This window comes from Acidobacteriota bacterium (assembly GCA_038040445.1).
Classification (GTDB): Bacteria; Acidobacteriota; Blastocatellia; order UBA7656; family UBA7656; genus Onstottus_A; species Onstottus_A frigus.
In genome coordinates, this window is sequence record JBBPIG010000028.1 from 54,007 (window position 1) to 69,983 (window position 15,977).

19 protein-coding genes are annotated in these 15,977 nt (G+C 55.9%); 8 read left to right on the top strand and 11 right to left on the bottom strand.

Going from position 1 to position 15,977, the window contains the following annotated elements:
* Positions 1-18 precede the first annotated feature (18 nt).
* The 10 genes from nifS to AABO57_24045 form a co-directional block, all read right to left on the bottom strand.
* The gene (nifS, locus tag AABO57_24000; GenBank protein MEK6288792.1) at positions 19-1,218 is read right to left on the bottom strand and encodes a cysteine desulfurase NifS; all 1,200 of its coding nucleotides are present in this window, start codon (positions 1,216-1,218) and stop codon (positions 19-21) included.
* A gap of 81 nt (positions 1,219-1,299) precedes the next feature.
* Positions 1,300-1,515 carry a Fe-S cluster assembly protein IscX gene (gene iscX / locus AABO57_24005; GenBank protein ID MEK6288793.1) on the bottom strand — a complete coding sequence of 72 codons (216 nt, stop codon included), beginning with the start codon at positions 1,513-1,515 and terminating at the stop codon, positions 1,300-1,302.
* A gap of 46 nt (positions 1,516-1,561) precedes the next feature.
* Positions 1,562-1,780: a hypothetical protein gene (locus AABO57_24010; GenBank protein ID MEK6288794.1), complete on the bottom strand. Its 219-nt coding sequence runs from the start codon at positions 1,778-1,780 to the stop codon at positions 1,562-1,564.
* Between the two features lie 27 nt (positions 1,781-1,807).
* Complete coding sequence (locus tag AABO57_24015) at positions 1,808-2,221, bottom strand: 2Fe-2S iron-sulfur cluster-binding protein (protein ID MEK6288795.1); 414 nt, start codon at positions 2,219-2,221, stop codon at positions 1,808-1,810.
* Positions 2,222-2,223: 2 nt separating this feature from the next.
* Complete coding sequence (gene hscA, locus AABO57_24020; protein MEK6288796.1) at positions 2,224-4,104, bottom strand: Fe-S protein assembly chaperone HscA; 1,881 nt, start codon at positions 4,102-4,104, stop codon at positions 2,224-2,226.
* 3 nt (positions 4,105-4,107) lie between these two features.
* Positions 4,108-4,794, bottom strand: a complete 687-nt coding sequence (gene hscB / locus AABO57_24025) for a Fe-S protein assembly co-chaperone HscB (protein MEK6288797.1) — start codon at positions 4,792-4,794, stop codon at positions 4,108-4,110.
* A gap of 136 nt (positions 4,795-4,930) precedes the next feature.
* Positions 4,931-5,257, bottom strand: coding sequence for an iron-sulfur cluster assembly accessory protein (locus AABO57_24030; protein MEK6288798.1), 327 nt, complete (start codon positions 5,255-5,257; stop codon positions 4,931-4,933).
* A 5-nt stretch (positions 5,258-5,262) separates the two neighbouring features.
* Positions 5,263-5,685 (bottom strand): Fe-S cluster assembly scaffold IscU, encoded by a 423-nt coding sequence (iscU, locus tag AABO57_24035; protein MEK6288799.1) that lies wholly within the window; start codon positions 5,683-5,685, stop codon positions 5,263-5,265.
* A gap of 36 nt (positions 5,686-5,721) precedes the next feature.
* Positions 5,722-6,942: an IscS subfamily cysteine desulfurase gene (locus tag AABO57_24040; GenBank protein ID MEK6288800.1), complete on the bottom strand. Its 1,221-nt coding sequence runs from the start codon at positions 6,940-6,942 to the stop codon at positions 5,722-5,724.
* Between the two features lie 30 nt (positions 6,943-6,972).
* Positions 6,973-7,488: an Rrf2 family transcriptional regulator gene (locus AABO57_24045; GenBank protein ID MEK6288801.1), complete on the bottom strand. Its 516-nt coding sequence runs from the start codon at positions 7,486-7,488 to the stop codon at positions 6,973-6,975.
* A 255-nt stretch (positions 7,489-7,743) separates the two neighbouring features.
* Between AABO57_24045 and sufB the strand changes: the two genes are divergently transcribed.
* The 8 genes from sufB to AABO57_24085 all read left to right on the top strand — a co-directional run bounded on the left by sufB (position 7,744) and on the right by AABO57_24085 (position 15,292).
* Positions 7,744-9,204 (top strand): Fe-S cluster assembly protein SufB, encoded by a 1,461-nt coding sequence (sufB, locus tag AABO57_24050; protein ID MEK6288802.1) that lies wholly within the window; start codon positions 7,744-7,746, stop codon positions 9,202-9,204.
* A 91-nt stretch (positions 9,205-9,295) separates the two neighbouring features.
* The gene (gene sufC, locus AABO57_24055; GenBank protein MEK6288803.1) at positions 9,296-10,072 is read left to right on the top strand and encodes a Fe-S cluster assembly ATPase SufC; all 777 of its coding nucleotides are present in this window, start codon (positions 9,296-9,298) and stop codon (positions 10,070-10,072) included.
* Positions 10,069-11,424 (top strand): Fe-S cluster assembly protein SufD, encoded by a 1,356-nt coding sequence (sufD, locus tag AABO57_24060; GenBank protein ID MEK6288804.1) that lies wholly within the window; start codon positions 10,069-10,071, stop codon positions 11,422-11,424. Before sufC ends, sufD begins: the two co-directional genes overlap by 4 nt.
* 113 nt (positions 11,425-11,537) lie before the next feature.
* Positions 11,538-12,806: a cysteine desulfurase gene (locus tag AABO57_24065; protein MEK6288805.1), complete on the top strand. Its 1,269-nt coding sequence runs from the start codon at positions 11,538-11,540 to the stop codon at positions 12,804-12,806.
* Positions 12,806-13,255 carry a Fe-S cluster assembly sulfur transfer protein SufU gene (gene sufU / locus AABO57_24070; GenBank protein MEK6288806.1) on the top strand — a complete coding sequence of 150 codons (450 nt, stop codon included), beginning with the start codon at positions 12,806-12,808 and terminating at the stop codon, positions 13,253-13,255. The genes AABO57_24065 and sufU overlap by 1 nt, the downstream gene beginning before the upstream one ends.
* 88 nt (positions 13,256-13,343) lie before the next feature.
* Positions 13,344-13,766, top strand: coding sequence for an SUF system Fe-S cluster assembly protein (locus AABO57_24075; GenBank protein MEK6288807.1), 423 nt, complete (start codon positions 13,344-13,346; stop codon positions 13,764-13,766).
* Between the two features lie 280 nt (positions 13,767-14,046).
* On the top strand, positions 14,047-14,526 hold the full coding sequence (locus AABO57_24080; protein MEK6288808.1) for an Rrf2 family transcriptional regulator: 480 nt from the start codon (positions 14,047-14,049) through the stop codon (positions 14,524-14,526).
* A gap of 97 nt (positions 14,527-14,623) precedes the next feature.
* Positions 14,624-15,292, top strand: a complete 669-nt coding sequence (locus tag AABO57_24085; protein MEK6288809.1) for a hypothetical protein — start codon at positions 14,624-14,626, stop codon at positions 15,290-15,292.
* Between the two features lie 226 nt (positions 15,293-15,518).
* Here the strand turns inward: AABO57_24085 and AABO57_24090 are convergent, their stop codons facing one another.
* Positions 15,519-15,848 (bottom strand): hypothetical protein, encoded by a 330-nt coding sequence (locus AABO57_24090; GenBank protein MEK6288810.1) that lies wholly within the window; start codon positions 15,846-15,848, stop codon positions 15,519-15,521.
* Positions 15,849-15,977 lie beyond the last annotated feature (129 nt).

Here is a 15,977-nt window from a genome sequence, read left to right on the forward strand (position 1 = left end):
AGTTGGTCCTAGTAAGATCTACGAGAGAGCCAGCTTCGTCGCTTCCGCTTCATCAGCCGGGATCATCTCGCGAAGCCGAACCACGGTTTCCGCGAGGACAGAAACCGCGTATTCGATCTCTTCTCGCGTAGTATAAGCCCCCAGGCTGAAGCGCAAGCTCCCGCGTACTTCATCGCGGGTGAGCCCAAGCGCCTGCAGTACGTGGCTTGGCTCGAGCGACCCTGAAGCGCACGCTGAGCCAGTTGATACCGCGATACCTCTTAGATCAAGCGCGATCAGCAAGCTCTCACCATCAATACCATCAATGCTCATGTTCGAGATATTGGGCACGCGCTGTTGTCTATCACCATTCACTCGGACATCTGGGAAACGGAAAATCACGTCCTGCTCGAGGTGATCCCTCAGCTCGAGCATTCGGCTTACGCGTTCGTCGAGGTGCATGCGTGCAAGCTCAGCCGCCTTTCCGAGACCGACGATCCCCGGCACGTTCTCCGTACCAGCTCTTCGGTCACGCTCGTGATGACCGCCGTGAAGCAGCTTCGCCAGGCGTGTTCCCTTTCGAACGTACAGAGCGCCGATACCCTTCGGCCCGTGAATCTTGTGGCCCGACAACGACAGCAGATCAACTCCGAGTCTCTTAACGTCGACCGGGATCTTGCCGACTGCTTGAACCGCATCGGTGTGAAGATGTAGATGATCCAGTCCCCGGGTTCGAGCTTCGGCGACCACGGCGGCGATCTCCCCGATGGGCTGAATCGTTCCCGTCTCGTTGTTGGCGAGCATCACTGAAATCAGAATCGTGTCGTCGCTGATTGCCTGGCGCATATCGTCAATGCTGACGATCCCGCTTCGAGATACTGGGAGATAAGTGACTCGATAACCGGCCGCTTCGAGGGCTTCGCACGTTGCGAGCACCGCCGGATGTTCGACCGTAGTCGTAATGATGTGCCGGCCGTATTCTCGATGGGCGTCGGCTATTCCTCGCACCGCGAGGTTGTCTGCTTCGGTTCCGCCTGATACGAAAACCACTTCGGCAGGAGCAGCGTTGATGAGAGAGGCGACTTCACGGCGGGCCTTTTCGACGGCGGCCTTCGCGCGCTGCCCGAAAGAGTGCACGGACTGCGCGTTGCCCATCTCTTGTGAGAAATAAGGCAGCATCGCTTCAATGACCTCGGGCGCCATTGCCGTCGTCGCGCTATTGTCGAGGTAGACCTTCATAACTTCAGGGTTCAGAGTTCCGGGTTCGTGGTTCAGGGTTTACCCGGAACTCTGAACCCTGAACCCGGAACCGGCTTGCTGCTATCCATGCTCCTCCTGCCACTCTTCGTACCAGACCATCTGAATCGCTTCGAGTTTCTTCTCGTTGGACTCCTTGGCATCGCCGGCGAAACCCTGCAGTTCCATCACCCATCGGTGCAAGTCCGTGAAGCGCACGGTGAGCGGATCAACATCCGGGTGAGCTTCCAGCAGCCTGATGGCGATTTCTTCGGTGTCGGTCCAATTCACTTCGGGCATCGTTCCTCCACAATGAATTCGGTCAATCGCGAAATGGCTTCAAGCCTCAGTTTCCGGCACCGTCGGTCGTCGCCGCTTCGCCGCCGGAGTCTTCATCGGTCACTTCGAGCTCCTCGCTGCGAACGAACGAATGACAGACTTCGCATTGGTAGTTCTTCGTCATGATCTTCTTAACCGCACCTTCAGAGTCAGCCTGCTCCCTCACCGCAGTCGAGAGCAGCAGATTCTGAGGCGATTTGCATTTCGGACAGAATTCTATACTCATAATGCTCCTGGTCGTCGTTGTCACGCGTTAGTGACGAAGGAATTCAAGCGTGTCCGGAATCTCAACCGTCACGTCGCCGGTGACCACGCACTGGCAGCCAAGCCTCGAATGCAGCGTCAAGCCGTCGGCCATGTAGAGCCGGTCCTCTTCGTCTTCGTCCATCTCCGTCAAATTCTCTTCGCCCTGTTTGACTATCACGTGGCAGGTTGTACACGCGCAGTTTCCGCCGCATGAGTGCTCCAGGTTAACGCCGCAGTTCAGCGCGATGTCCAGCAGCGACCCTTCCTTGCCGTGCTCGTGATAGGGCGTCACCCCCGGCTCGTACTCGACGGTCACCGGCTCGGTGTTCGAGCGCCGGAACGTGACCTTGCATGTCTTCCTGTCAGTCTCCGCTTTCTCTTCTTCGACGATGACGCTACCGATTCCTTCTCTCGCTTCCATGTTTAGCCTTCCGCAACTTCCGATACCTTGCGGTCTTTGAGCGCTGTCAGCAGCGCGGTGTCCATAATGACCTCCGCCAAATGATGCGAAGCGTCGTCCAGGCCTTTGATCTTTTCGCGTATCAATTGATAGTCCTCGCCGCCGACAGCCTGGCGAAGATCATCGAGAGCGCGCCGAATTCCCGTACGCTCGTCGTCATCGATCAACCCTTGTGCGTGCTCCGCCAGCGCTTTCTCCGCGGCGCGCATTACGGTCTCGGCTTCGTTGCGAGCTTCGATGAGTTGACGTTTGCGAATGTCCTCTTCGGCGAATTCGAACGAGTCGATCAACATCTTCTCGATCTGCTCATCGGTCAACCCGTACGAAGGCTTGACCTCGATCGAATGCTCTTGACCGGTTCGCAAATCGCGCGCGCTGACGGTCAAAATGCCGTTGGCGTCGATCAAGAACCTCACCTCGATTCGAGGGAACCCGGCGGGCTGGGGCGGTATGCCCTTCAGAGTGAACTTCGCGAGACTCCGGCAATCTTCGACCAACTCGCGTTCACCCTGAAGAACGTGAACGTCGATGCCGGTTTGATTGTCGACCCACGTGGTGAACATCTCCGCTGCCGAAGCGGGGATCGTCGAGTTGCGATTGATTATCTTGGCCACGACCCCACCCATCGTCTCGATTCCGAGGCTCAGCGGAGTGACGTCGAGCAAGAGCAAGTCTCTTCGCCCGCCTGCAAGCACATCGGCTTGAATGGCGGCGCCGAGCGCGACGACCTCGTCCGGATTTAGCTCGATGTGTGGCTCGCGCTTGAACAGTTCTTTCACTCTGCTGCGGACCAGCGGAATGCGCGTCGAGCCGCCTACCATCACGACTTCATCGATCTGCTCGGGAACGAGGTCGGCGTCTTTCAGCGCTTGCTTGCAGGGGCCAATCGTGCGCTCGGCCAGTTCAGCGATCAGCCCGTCGAATTCATGGCGCGCCAACTCGCGCCGATATGGTCCGTGCTCAGCTCCCAGATCGATCTCGATCAGCGCGCTGTCAGATTCCGAAAGGTCGTGCTTTGCCTTGATGACGGCTTTTCGGATCGCCTGAAATACGGCCGGATCGAGTGCGACGCCCTTGCCCGCGCCGCGTTCGAGTTCATCGATGACCAGTGTGATGATCCGATTGTCCAGGTCGTCGCCCCCTAGATGCGTGTCGCCGTTAGTCGAGAGCACCTCGAAGATACCGTCTTTGAGCTTCAGTATCGATATATCGAATGTGCCGCCGCCAAGATCATAAACGGCGACGATGGCCTCGTCCTTCTTGTCGATGCCGTACGCAAGCGAAGCCGCCGTGGGCTCATTGACGATCCGCAGCACTTCAAGCCCGGCCAGATGGCCCGCGTCTTTTGTAGCCTGCCGCTGAGCGTCGTTGAAATAAGCCGGAACCGTTATGACTGCCTGAGAAACTTCCTCGCCGAAGAACTGCGAAGCACTCTTTTTAAGATCGCGAAGTATGAATGCGGAAATCTCGGGCGGGGTGAAGACGCGGTCGCCCATCTGGAACCCAATCACTTGCTCGCTGCCCGCTGCAATCTGAAACGGAACGAGGCTGAGATCTTCCTGAACGTCTGCGCTGCCCTTTCCCATGAATCGCTTTACAGAATAGATCGCCTTGCGCGGTTCGGTGATGAGCCGATCGCGAGCTTCCTCTCCAACAAGCAAGCGGTCTTGCTCGTGGTCGTAATAAACAATCGACGGCACGAGCCCGTTGCCCGATTCGTCGCGAATAACCTCGGGACCGTGGTCGCTCATATAAGCGACGAGGCTATTGGTGGTGCCGAGGTCTATGCCGACTACGCGAGCAGACTTCGGGCGGCCGCTCAAGCTGAGTTCAATGACCGGCATTAATCAGAGTTCCTCCTGGATGCTATCAGCGAGATGACGAACGTATGATCGGTGTGAGAGCAACTCACTCATTCGATCGAGCAAAGGCTTTTTCTCGTCTGTCGCAGCGCTTCGATCCAAGGCGGAATCCCAGTCCTCAAACAGCGCGAGAAGCCGTTTGTCGATGCCGGCTAACTTTTCTCGCAAACCCGCGAGCGCATCTTCGAGCGCCGATCGGGCTTCAGCGACTTCCTCTTCATCGCCCATCCTTTTCGCAGCCTTCAACTCTTCAATCTGCATGTTCAATTCGAAGACTTCTTCTAACAAATCAGGCGGCGCTTTCTTCTCAGCTTCCTTGTAGCCCTCAAGCGTCAGCAGATACGTGACGCGCGCGACCTTATCGCGCAATGTGCGATACGCATCGTTTAGCATCGACGAGCGCTCCATACTGGCTTGCCGTTCAGGTTCGCTCGCGCTCATGAAGTAGTCAGGATGAAACTGCCGGCTAAACGCATAGAACGACTTTTCGAGTTCGGATTCATCGATGCGCAGCTTTCTAGGCAAACCGAAGAAGCTGAAATGACCCGAGCCCTCGACGGCTGCTTGAATCTTTCCGCACTCGGAGCAAAAGTGCGCCCCGGCGGATTGAGCGCCGCAATGCAGGCAGACGGTCTGAGAAACTCTTTCGGTGTTGATTGCAGCTTCAGCCATTCAGCTTTTGCGTCTTCGCGTTCTTTGCGTCTTGGCGCTAACTTCCCTCGCCAACAAAAAAAATGGTTGAGTCGCAACGGCGCCCAACCATCAATCTCTTCCAGAATTGGTGTTCCAGCCGGAGGGCCTGCCTATCTCAAACCGCAAACGATTCGCCGCAGCCGCACGTGCCCGAAGACTTGGGATTGAGGAAGGTGAAACCTCTTTGCATCAACCCCTCTTCCTTGTAATCAAGCGTCGAGCCGTCAAGGAACAAAAAGCTCTTCAGATCGACGAAGACCTTCACGCCGTCCTTCTCGAAGACTTGGTCACCAGGCCGCTCTTCGGTATCGATCGCCAGATTGTAGCTCATCCCCGAACAACCGCCGCCCTTCACGCCAACCCTCAGCCCGCCCTCGGCGATTCCCTGGTCGTGCATGATCTCGCGGACCTTCTCAACAGCTTTTGAAGTCAGTTCAATCATATCTCTCACGCGTTGACGGCGGCTTCTTCGGCCTTCGGCGTTTCGGTCGTCTGCTTCTTCTGATAGTCGCGCACCGCCGCTTTGATTGCGTCTTCAGCAAGAACCGAGCAATGAATCTTGACCGGCGGGAGGTTCAACTCCTTTACGATTGCTGTGTTCTTGATCGCCAGCGCATCGTCGACCGATCGTCCCTTGAGCCACTCGGTTGCGAGGCTCGAGCTTGCGATGGCCGAGCCGCAGCCGAACGTCTTGAACTTCGCATCCTCGATGATCTGCGTATCGGGATTGATCTTGATCTGAAGCTTCATCACGTCGCCGCACTCGGGCGCGCCGACAAGCCCCGTACCGACGCTGGGGTCTTTCTTGTCGAGGCTTCCAACATTGCGCGGATTGTTGTAATGATCAACGACCTTGTCTGAATATGCCATTTGTTTGTCCGTCCTCTCGTACTGTTGAGTTCTCTCTTATTCGCCAGCCCACTGAACCTTGCTGAGGTCGACGCCCTCCTGGACCATCTCCCACAGCGGTGAAAGCTCTCGCAATCTGTTCACGGCCTCGTTAACGCGGCCGATGGTGTAGTCGACTTCTTCCTCTGTGTTGAATCGCCCGAGTCCAAACCGAATCGAGCTGTGCGCAAGCTCTTCCCCGACGCCCAGAGCCTTCAGCACGTAACTCGGCTCGAGACTCGCCGACGTGCACGCCGAGCCTGACGACACAGCAATATCATTGATGCCCATCAACAGCGACTCGCCCTCGACGTAGGCAAATGAAATGTTCAGGTTTCCTGGCAGGCGTTCGGTCGGATGCCCGTTGACGTAGACGTCGGGCAAATCATCCATAAGCCCCTTGCGCAACTTCTCTCGCAGGCTGAAAACGCGCTCGTTCTCAACCGGCATTTCGTCCTTTGCGAGCTCGCACGCTTTTCCCAACCCGACTATTCCGGTTACGTTGAGGGTTCCGCTTCGCATGCCACGCTCGTGGCCGCCGCCGTCCATCATCGGCACGAGCACCACGCGAGGGTTCTTGCGTCGAACATACAAGCCTCCGGCGCCCTTCGGTCCGTAGATCTTGTGAGCCGAGAACGAAGCGAGGTCGACGTTCAGCTCGTTCACATTGAACGGGATTTTGCCGATGGCCTGAGTTGCGTCAGTGTGAAAGAGCACACCCTTCTCTTTACATACCTTGCCGATCTCAGCGATCGGCTGAATAACTCCGATCTCATTGTTCGCCATCATGATCGTGACGAGGATCGTCTTGTCAGTGATCGCATTCTTGATGTCATCGGGTGTGATCAGTCCATCGCTTCCTACCGGGAGATAAGTCACCTTGAAGCCGCGCTTTTCGAGCTTCTTGCAACTGTCCAGCACTGCCTTGTGTTCGGTGACTGCGGTTATGATGTGGTCGCCGCGCTCGTAATACATATCGGCGACGCCCTTGATCGCAAGGTTGTCAGACTCAGTCGCGCCGCTGGTGAATACGATCTCCTTCGAAGACGCGCTGATCAAATCAGCTACTTGTTTGCGCGCGTTCTCGACAGCTTCTTCGGCTTCCCAACCAAACTGATGATTGCGGCTTGCTGCATTTCCGAATATTTCGATGAAGTAAGGACGCATCGTCTCGAAGACGCGCGGATCACAAGGCGTCGTCGCGTGATAGTCCATATAAATTGGGAGCTTCAAGGCCATTCTATTCTCCTCGGAACTTGATCTCTTCTGCTAAGCGACCTCAGCCGTTTCCGGTTCGGGCCTTTCGACGGTCATCCCTGGATCTGCCAGTATGCGTTTCGATTTCACTCTTAGTGCGTAGACGATCTCGGGCTTCCCCTTGTTCGACAGATCGGCCACAGTAATCGAATCCAAAAAGTTGTCCACGTGCTCGGCCAACTGCTTCCAGATCGCGCCGCTGATGCAACTGCTCGATATCCTGCAATCGTCGACCGATTCTTCTTTGCTAAAACAGGAGTTTGTGTAAAGCGGAGACTCGACCAAGCGAAGGATTTCGCCAATGGTGATCTCCGACGGATCACGAGCGAGAACGTATCCTCCGTGCGATCCGCGCAAGCTCTTGACTATGTCTCCCTTGCGGAGTTGCTGAAAGAGCTGCTCGAGAAACATCAGCGATATTCCTTCTCGCTGCGAGATGGCTGCCAGAGGCACCGGCGCGCCATCTGAGTGCTGAGCGATGTCGAGCACCGCGCGCACCGAGTATTTCCCTTTTGAAGAAACTTGCATAGCCTTTAAACCAACCACTCGCCACTCAACATTGCCAAGCGGAATTGAGACTTTAGGATACCCGACTGATTAAGTCAAGTTCATTGTTGACCGAAAAGGTCATGTACTTGGCTGCGACACTAACTTACAAAATGATAAGCTTTACAGCGACGCGCCCGAACTCCTCCCAATCTTGACTTCAAAGTACAGATTTCCTAGTATGTCAATGAGCCTCCGATCAACGGAGAGTTCAGAAGGACACCCCGGAGACCACTGATGAGTACAGAGATCGACACCATCGAAGCGCTAGTCAACAGCGAGTACAAGTGGGGGTTCGTAACCGAAATCGAGGCCGATACCGTGCCTTGCGGTTTGAATGAGGACACGATCCGGCTGATATCCGCCAAGAAGAATGAACCAGAGTTCATGCTCGAGTGGCGCTTGAGCGCTTATCGACATTGGTTGACGCTCGAGGAATCTGAAGCGGAACCGACCTGGGCGAACATCCATTATCCACCGATCGATTACCAGAAGATCGTCTACTACTCGGCGCCAAAGACTAAAAAGGATGGGCCGAAGAGTTTGGACGAAGTCGATCCGGAACTGCTCAGGACCTATGAGAAGCTCGGCATACCGCTTCGTGAACGTGAGATCCTCAGCGGAGTTGCGATCGATGCCGTGTTCGATAGCGTTTCGGTAGCTACTACCTTCCGAGAGAAACTCGGAGAGCTTGGAATAATCTTCTGTTCGTTTTCTGAAGCCGTGCAGGAGCATCCCGAACTGGTCAAGAAGTATCTAGGATCGGTCGTGCCTTACACCGACAACTTCTTCGCCACGCTGAACTCTGCGGTCTTCACCGACGGATCGTTCTGCTACATACCGAAGGGCGTGCGATGTCCGATGGAGCTGTCTACTTACTTTCGCATCAACGCCAAGAACACCGGCCAGTTCGAGCGCACGTTGATCATCGCCGACGAAGGCAGCTACGTTAGCTACCTCGAAGGATGCACCGCTCCGATGCGTGACGAGAATCAACTTCACGCGGCGGTCGTCGAGTTGATCGCGCACGACGATGCGACGATCAAATACTCGACCGTGCAGAACTGGTATCCTGGCGACAAAAACGGCAAGGGCGGTATCTACAACTTCGTCACCAAGCGCGGCAAGTGTCTGGGCAAGAATTCGAAGATATCGTGGACGCAGGTTGAGACCGGCTCGGCCATAACCTGGAAGTACCCGAGCTGCATTTTGCAGGGCGACAACTCGGTTGGTGAGTTCTACTCGGTGGCGCTAACCAACAACTACCAGCAAGCCGACACTGGAACCAAGATGATCCACATCGGCAAGAACACGCGCAGCACGATTGTGTCGAAGGGAATCTCAGCGGGCCACGGTCAAAACAGCTACCGCGGGATGGTAAAGATTCTTAAGAGCGCGACTGGCGCGCGTAACTACTCGCAGTGTGATTCGTTGCTGCTTGGCGATAAGTGCGGCGCGCACACATTCCCCTATCTCGAGGTTAAAAACTCGACGGCGCAGGTCGAGCACGAGGCTACTACTTCAAAAATAGGTGAAGATCAAATCTTCTACTTCCGCCAGCGAGGATTGTCGAGCGAGGATGCGATCAGCATGATCGTCAACGGCTTCTGCAAACAAGTTTTCCGCGAGCTGCCGATGGAATTTGCAGTGGAAGCTCAAAAGCTGCTCGGTGTGAGTCTCGAGGGCAGCGTTGGGTGAAGGAGATTGCCAATTGGCGATTGCCGAGTGAGCGCGCGTCGTTGAAATCCCGCAATCGGCAATCGGCAAATCGGCAATCCTTGGGGGAACAATGCTCGAAGTCAAGTATCTACATGTAAGCGTCGATAAGAATGAAATCCTGAGAGGCATCAACCTCAAGGTGAACGCGGGCGAAGTGCACGCGATCATGGGCCCGAACGGATCGGGCAAGAGCACGCTGGCTCACGTGCTGGCCGGACGCGACGGTTATCAGGTTACCGAAGGCGAGGTGATCTACGAGGGCAAAGACTTACTCGCAATGCCTCCGGAGCAGCGCGCCCGCGAAGGCGTGTTCCTGGCGTTTCAGTATCCGGTTGAGATTCCGGGCGTGAGCAATATGTATTTTCTGCGAGCCGCGCTCAACGCGATACGCAAACATCGCGGACTCGACGAGCTTGATGCGATGGACTTCCTCACCATGGTGCGCGAGAAGATGAAGTCGCTCGATATGGACCAGACCTTAATGAATCGTCCGGTGAACGACGGATTCTCGGGAGGCGAGAAAAAACGCAACGAGATATTTCAGATGGCGGTGCTCGAACCGAAGCTCGCCATTCTGGACGAGACCGATTCGGGTCTCGATATCGACGCGCTGAAGACGGTCGCTGACGGCATCAACGCACTGCGACTCCCTCATCGCGCGATAATACTTGTGACGCATTATCAGCGGCTGCTGAACTACGTCGTGCCCGATTATGTGCACGTGTTGTCTGAAGGCCGCATCGTCAAGTCCGGCGGCAAGGAACTGGCGCTCGAGCTTGAAGAGAAAGGCTACGTCTGGCTGGAGGAAAGCGCGCAGCCGGTGAAGTCGGGAGCGTCTTTGACATGATCGGAGTCAAGGAAAAACAAGACATCTACGTCTCGACCTTCGCGCAGTTGGAGAAAGAGCTGACGGCCGGCGACTGGGCGTGGACGCGTCCGATTCGCAAGGCCGCGATCGAGCGCTTCGCCGAGCTGGGCTTTCCGACAAGCAAGCTCGAAGACTGGAAGTTCACAAGCGTCGCGCCCATTGCGAAGCTCGCGTTCCGGCCGGCTCGACATGAAGCGAACGGGTTGACTATCGAGGAGCTTGCGAGCACGCCGCTGGCTGACGTCGCGTTTGGAACGAGCTGCCATCGACTCGTGTTCGTCAACGGGCACTTCTCCGTCGAGCTATCGTGCATCGATGCTTTGCCGGAAGGCGCCCGGGTAACAAGCCTTGCGGCCGCTCTGAGGACTGATGCCGCGCTGATAGAGACTCACCTCGCGCGTTATGCCAGCTATCACGATCACGCCTTCGTCGCCCTCAACACGGCCTTCATGCAAGACGGCGCGTTTGTCGAGATCCCGAAAGGCCTGATCCTTGACAAGCCCATCTATCTGATTTTCGTCGCGACTCAAAGCGAGGCTCCCACCGTCATATATCCTCGTACCTTGATCGTCGCGGGAAGCGGCAGCCAGGCCCAAATCATCGAGAGCTACATCGGCCTTTCAGACAGCGTCTACTTCACCAACGCCGTGACGGAGATCGTGGCAGGCGAAAACTCCGTAGTCGAGTATTACAAGCTCCAGCACGAGAGCAAGCAGGCGTTCCATATCGGCGCCGTGCAGGTCCATCAAGATCGCAACGGCAACTTCACGTCTCACACGATCACGCTGGGCGGCGGGCTGGTCCGCAACGACCTCAACGCAGTATTGGACGGTTCCGGGATCGAGTGCTCGCTTAACGGTCTCTATGTTACCGGTGGCCGGCAGCATGTCGACAATCACACCGTCGTCGACCACTGCAAGCCGCACGGCACAAGCCGCGAGCTCTACAAGGGCATCCTTGGCGGCAAATCGTCCGCAGTCTTTAACGGCAGCATAGTAGTTCGCAAGGACGCTCAGAAGACTGATGCCCGTCAGAGTAACAAGAATCTGTTGCTCTCGGAGGGCGCGACGATCAACAGCAAGCCTCAGCTCGAGATCAACGCCGACGATGTGAAATGCACGCACGGGACGAGCATCGGCCACCTGGATGAGGACTCGGTCTTCTATCTGCGCTCTCGCGGCGTAGGTCCAGACGAGGCGAGAACGATTTTGACTTATGGCTTCGCCGATGACGTGCTGAACAGGATGAAGCTTGACGCGATTCGCGTCCGGCTTGAATGCGCGCTGGTGGCGCGCATGCCAGCCACACACACGCACCTGGAGGAATCATGAGTTCGTAGTACCGCCTTTAGGCGGAAGTTTTGGAGCGTTCGCTGCGCGCTTTGACCAAGTACAAAAAACTTCCGCCTAAAGGCCGTACTACGAACTCTTTCTGAGGAGGAATAATGAAGGCGACAGGCGGGATATTAGCTTCAGAGCAACATACGAAGGCGCTCTCCTTCGACGCGGACATTATTAGAGAAGACTTTCCTATCCTGAAGCAGTTAGTCTATGGCAAGCCGCTCGTCTATTTGGACAACGCCGCCACAAGCCAAAAGCCCGCCGGTGTTCTCGATGCGATGACGCATTACTATTCGACTGACAATTCGAACATCCACCGCGGCGTGCACATCTTGAGCGAGCGAGCTACGCAGCAATACGAAGAAGCGCGGACCAAAGTGCAAGGCTTCATAAACGCCGCCCAGTCAAAAGAAATAATCTTCACTAGAGGAACAACGGAAGCCATTAACCTGGTCGCTAACAGCTACGGCCGCGCAAACGTGAAAGCGGGAGACGAAGTCCTGATCACCGCGATGGAACATCACTCGAATATCGTTCCGTGGCAGATTCTCTGTGAAGAGAAAGGCGCGCGGCTTCGCGTCGCCCCTATCAACGACGACGGCGAGCTGATCCTTGAAGATTTTGCAAAGCTCCTGAACGAGCGAACGAAACTCGTGTCGCTGGTGCATGTCTCCAACGCTCTGGGCACGATTAACCCGATTCCGGGAATCGTTGAGATTGCCCATCGCCACAATGTTCCGGTGATGATCGACGGCGCGCAAGCAGCGCCGCATATGAAGCTCGACGTGCAAGAACTTGATTGCGACTTTTACGCGTTCTCTGGCCACAAGGTTTACGGGCCGACTGGAATCGGAGTGCTCTACGGCAAGGCCAGCCTGCTTGACGCGATGCCTCCATATCAAGGGGGCGGCGATATGATCTCCTCCGTCACGTTTGAGAAGACGACTTACAATACGCTGCCTTACAAGTTTGAAGCGGGCACGCCGAACATCGCCGGCACGATCGGGCTCGGGGCTGCGATCGACTATGTGAATCAGATTGGACTCGAGAGAATCGCCAGATATGAACACGAACTTCTAGAGTATGGGACCGAGGCGCTCTCACAGATCCCGGGGCTGCGACTGATCGGGACCGCGAAAGACAAAGCCGCCGTTCTCTCATTCGTCCTCGAAGGCGTTCACCCGCATGACGTGGGCACGATCCTCGATCGCGAAGGGATCGCCATTCGGACCGGTCACCACTGTGCGATGCCGGTGATGGAACGTTTCGGAATACCTGCTACGGCGCGCGCGTCGCTTGCTTTCTACAACACCAAAGAAGAGATCGACGCGCTAGTAGCAGGGATTCACAAGGTCAAGGAGGTCTTTGGCTGATGACCGATCTCCGGGATCTTTACCAAGAGTTGATCCTCGATCACGGGAGAAGGCCGCGAAACTTCAGGGCGCTGGAAGGGCCCAGCCGAAGCGCAGAAGGCTACAACCCGCTTTGCGGCGACAAGGTGAAGATCTACATCAAGATGGACGATGACATTCTTAAGGACATCAGCTTCGAAGGGGCGGGCTGCGCGATCTCCACTGCATCGGCCTCGATCATGACCGAGACATTAAAGGGAAAGACGCGCGCCAAAGCAGAAGAACTCTTTCAGACATTTCACGATCTAGTGACGGGGCAGCCGGCACAACTCGACGCGCCCGAGCTGGGGAAGCTGGCGGTGTTTTCAGGTGTGAGCGAATTCCCGATTCGCGTCAAGTGCGCGACGCTGTCGTGGCACACTCTACGCGCCGCTCTGAATGGCGCGGGCGAGGTCATTTCGACTGAGTAAGTCAGATTGGTTTCTGGTTTCTAGTTTGTGGTTTCTGGTTTGTGACTCCTCGGTTGGGTAAAACCGAGAGAGATCGAAGAGGGCTGAGATGAGCGAGCAAGAAGTTAGCAATGTCGAAGCGCCGAATATCGAAGCGCCAAGTAGTATCGACGCGCCGATTGATCTCGAAGCGGCGGCTGTCGAGGAGTCGACTAGTCTCCACGCGCCGACTGATCTCGAAGCGCCGATCATCGCGGCGTTGCATACGTGCTTCGACCCCGAGATACCGGTTGACATCTACGAGCTTGGGTTGATCTACGGAATCGACGTTCAGCCTTCCGGCGAAGTGAATATCAAGATGACGCTCACGTCACCCGGTTGCCCTGTCGCTGGCAGCCTGCCGGGAGAAGTCGAAGAAAAAGTGCGGTCCGTTCCGGGCGTGACCGCGGCGAAGGTTGAATTGGTATGGGACCCACCGTGGGGCATGGAAAAGATGTCTGAAGCGGCAAAGCTCCAGCTTGGAATGTTCTGATGCGTTATGAGTGGTGCACAACGATTGATTCTAGAACAGGGAAGAATCACAGGTCGGGAAGGTGGGCTTGCCCCCGCTTGATCATTGGCAAGGTTCACAGGTCGGGAAGGGTGGTTTACCCCCGCTCGCCTGTTGCTAACGATGTCGGTGAAGAGTCTGGAAGAGATCTTGTTTCAAAGGAAGCGGGGGTAAACCACCCTTCCCGACCTGTGACTCTTCCAAGTTTTATGATCATCCCCAACTCACGGGTCGCGAATCGCGCCGTTCGGAGGTTGTACAGATGAAACTGAGCGCACAGGAAGAATACGGACTCCGATGTTTGCTGCGGCTCGGAGCGCAGGGCGACGGCGGCAGCCTGACCATTCCCGAGATCAGCCGTGCGGAAGGAATCTCACCCGAATACGTCGCCAAGTTGATGCGCATCCTGCGGCAAGGAGGACTGGTCACCAGCGCACGAGGAGCAACCGGGGGCTACACGCTTTCACGCCCCGCCGAGCAGATCACGACAGGCGAAGCGCTCACGCTGCTGGGGGGACGCTTATTCGAGTCTGATTTTTGCGAACGTCACGCTGGTGCTGAAAGCCTCTGCACACATTCGATTGATTGTTCCATTCGTTCGCTGTGGCAAGCGTTGCAGACTGCGGTTGATCAGGTGCTGACAAAGACTACGCTGAAGGACCTGTTGTGCAGTGAACCGGAAATGGTCTCGCTGATGACCGACTTGGTGAGAACCCCGGCGCGCGCTCAGCTTGGTGACTGACCGATCCGCGACCGGTGCGCTTCTAGCGAGGCGTCAGCTCCCTTAGGCGGGGACCGTACCCGGGGAGCGTTTCGGTCGGGGCTGGAGAAGCGAGAAGATGCCTGAGAAACCAAAGCTGTCGAAGGAGCAGTTTGAAAATGGATACTGGCATGCACTTGAAGTAAAGGCGTTCGCTGATGAAATTGGCATCCCCTTGGCGTCACGACTTCGCAAGGACGAGCTCGAAGATTTGATCAGGCTCTTTTTGCGAACTGGTGAGGTAAAAGGGCCGACCAGAAATAGTCTCTCAAGATCAGGAGTCACAGATATCGAAAAAGGACTCAATCTAAGACTTCCAGTTGTCAACTACACCAGCAACAAGGAGACAAAGGATTTCATTGTCAAAGAAGCCTTGAAGATCGCCCCAGGTCTAAAACAAAAATCAGGAGCCAGCTATCGACTCAACCGTTGGCGAGATGAGCAGATCGATAAGGGCGTCGATATCACCTACGAAGATTTGGTGAAACAATATGTTAAGTTGAACCAGATGGAAGGCGCCTTTCCTCAAGCTCCTTCGGGCCGATATATCAATTTCATCTCTGACTTCCTGGAAGCGGAAAGGAACGCAACCAGAGACGAAGCGGTAAGCGCCTGGGGACGATTGAAGAAGGTGGATATCCCCAAGAACTACCGAGCTTGGAAGAAATATCGCCAACCCACAACCGATACAGATTCGAAAACAGTCGAACTCGACGCAGCAGCGGACGTCGCTTCGAGCCGTCGCTGAGCGTCACTCGGTGCAGCTTGGTGATCAGGGCTTTCTTGAGGGTTTGCCAAATATCAACAATGGCAAGCCTGACCCCCAGCCTGACCCCCAGGAGACGTGTCCTCATGATCCCGAATTCCCAACACTCGATGAATACGAACTCGAAATGAAATACAGCGAGGGCCAGGGGATATGGCATTGCTTTGCAAAACCCATTGGCACATTGGGCGCAGGCCTTGTGCGCTGCTCAGCGCGCTATCGATTCTAGTTTCTGCAAGCGCTCTTCTGCTGCCGCCAGCGTTTCGTCTCTCTTGCAGAACGTGAATCTCACCTGACTGCGGCCCAGTTCCGGTTCGTGATAGAAGCTGCTTCCGGGCACCACCGCGACGCCAATGTCTTTCACCAAAAACTTGGAGAACTCGACGTCATCCTTGTAGCCGAACGCGCTGATGTCGGTCATCACGCAATAACACCATCCGGGATCGCAGAAGCGGAAGCCCGCGTCTTTTCCGCCGCATAGCGTAATCCGCTTGCAGATTATCGTAGCGCGGGCGAGGTCGTCACTACCCTCGAACACCGGCTTCCTAGAATGGCCCTGCGGCGCGTACGGTTCGGAAGTCGTGTCTCCCTGCGAATCGCCTGAGTGATCTCAGGCGGGCCGATCGTGTGTCCAACCCGCAGCCGTTGACTGAATATCGTCTATCTT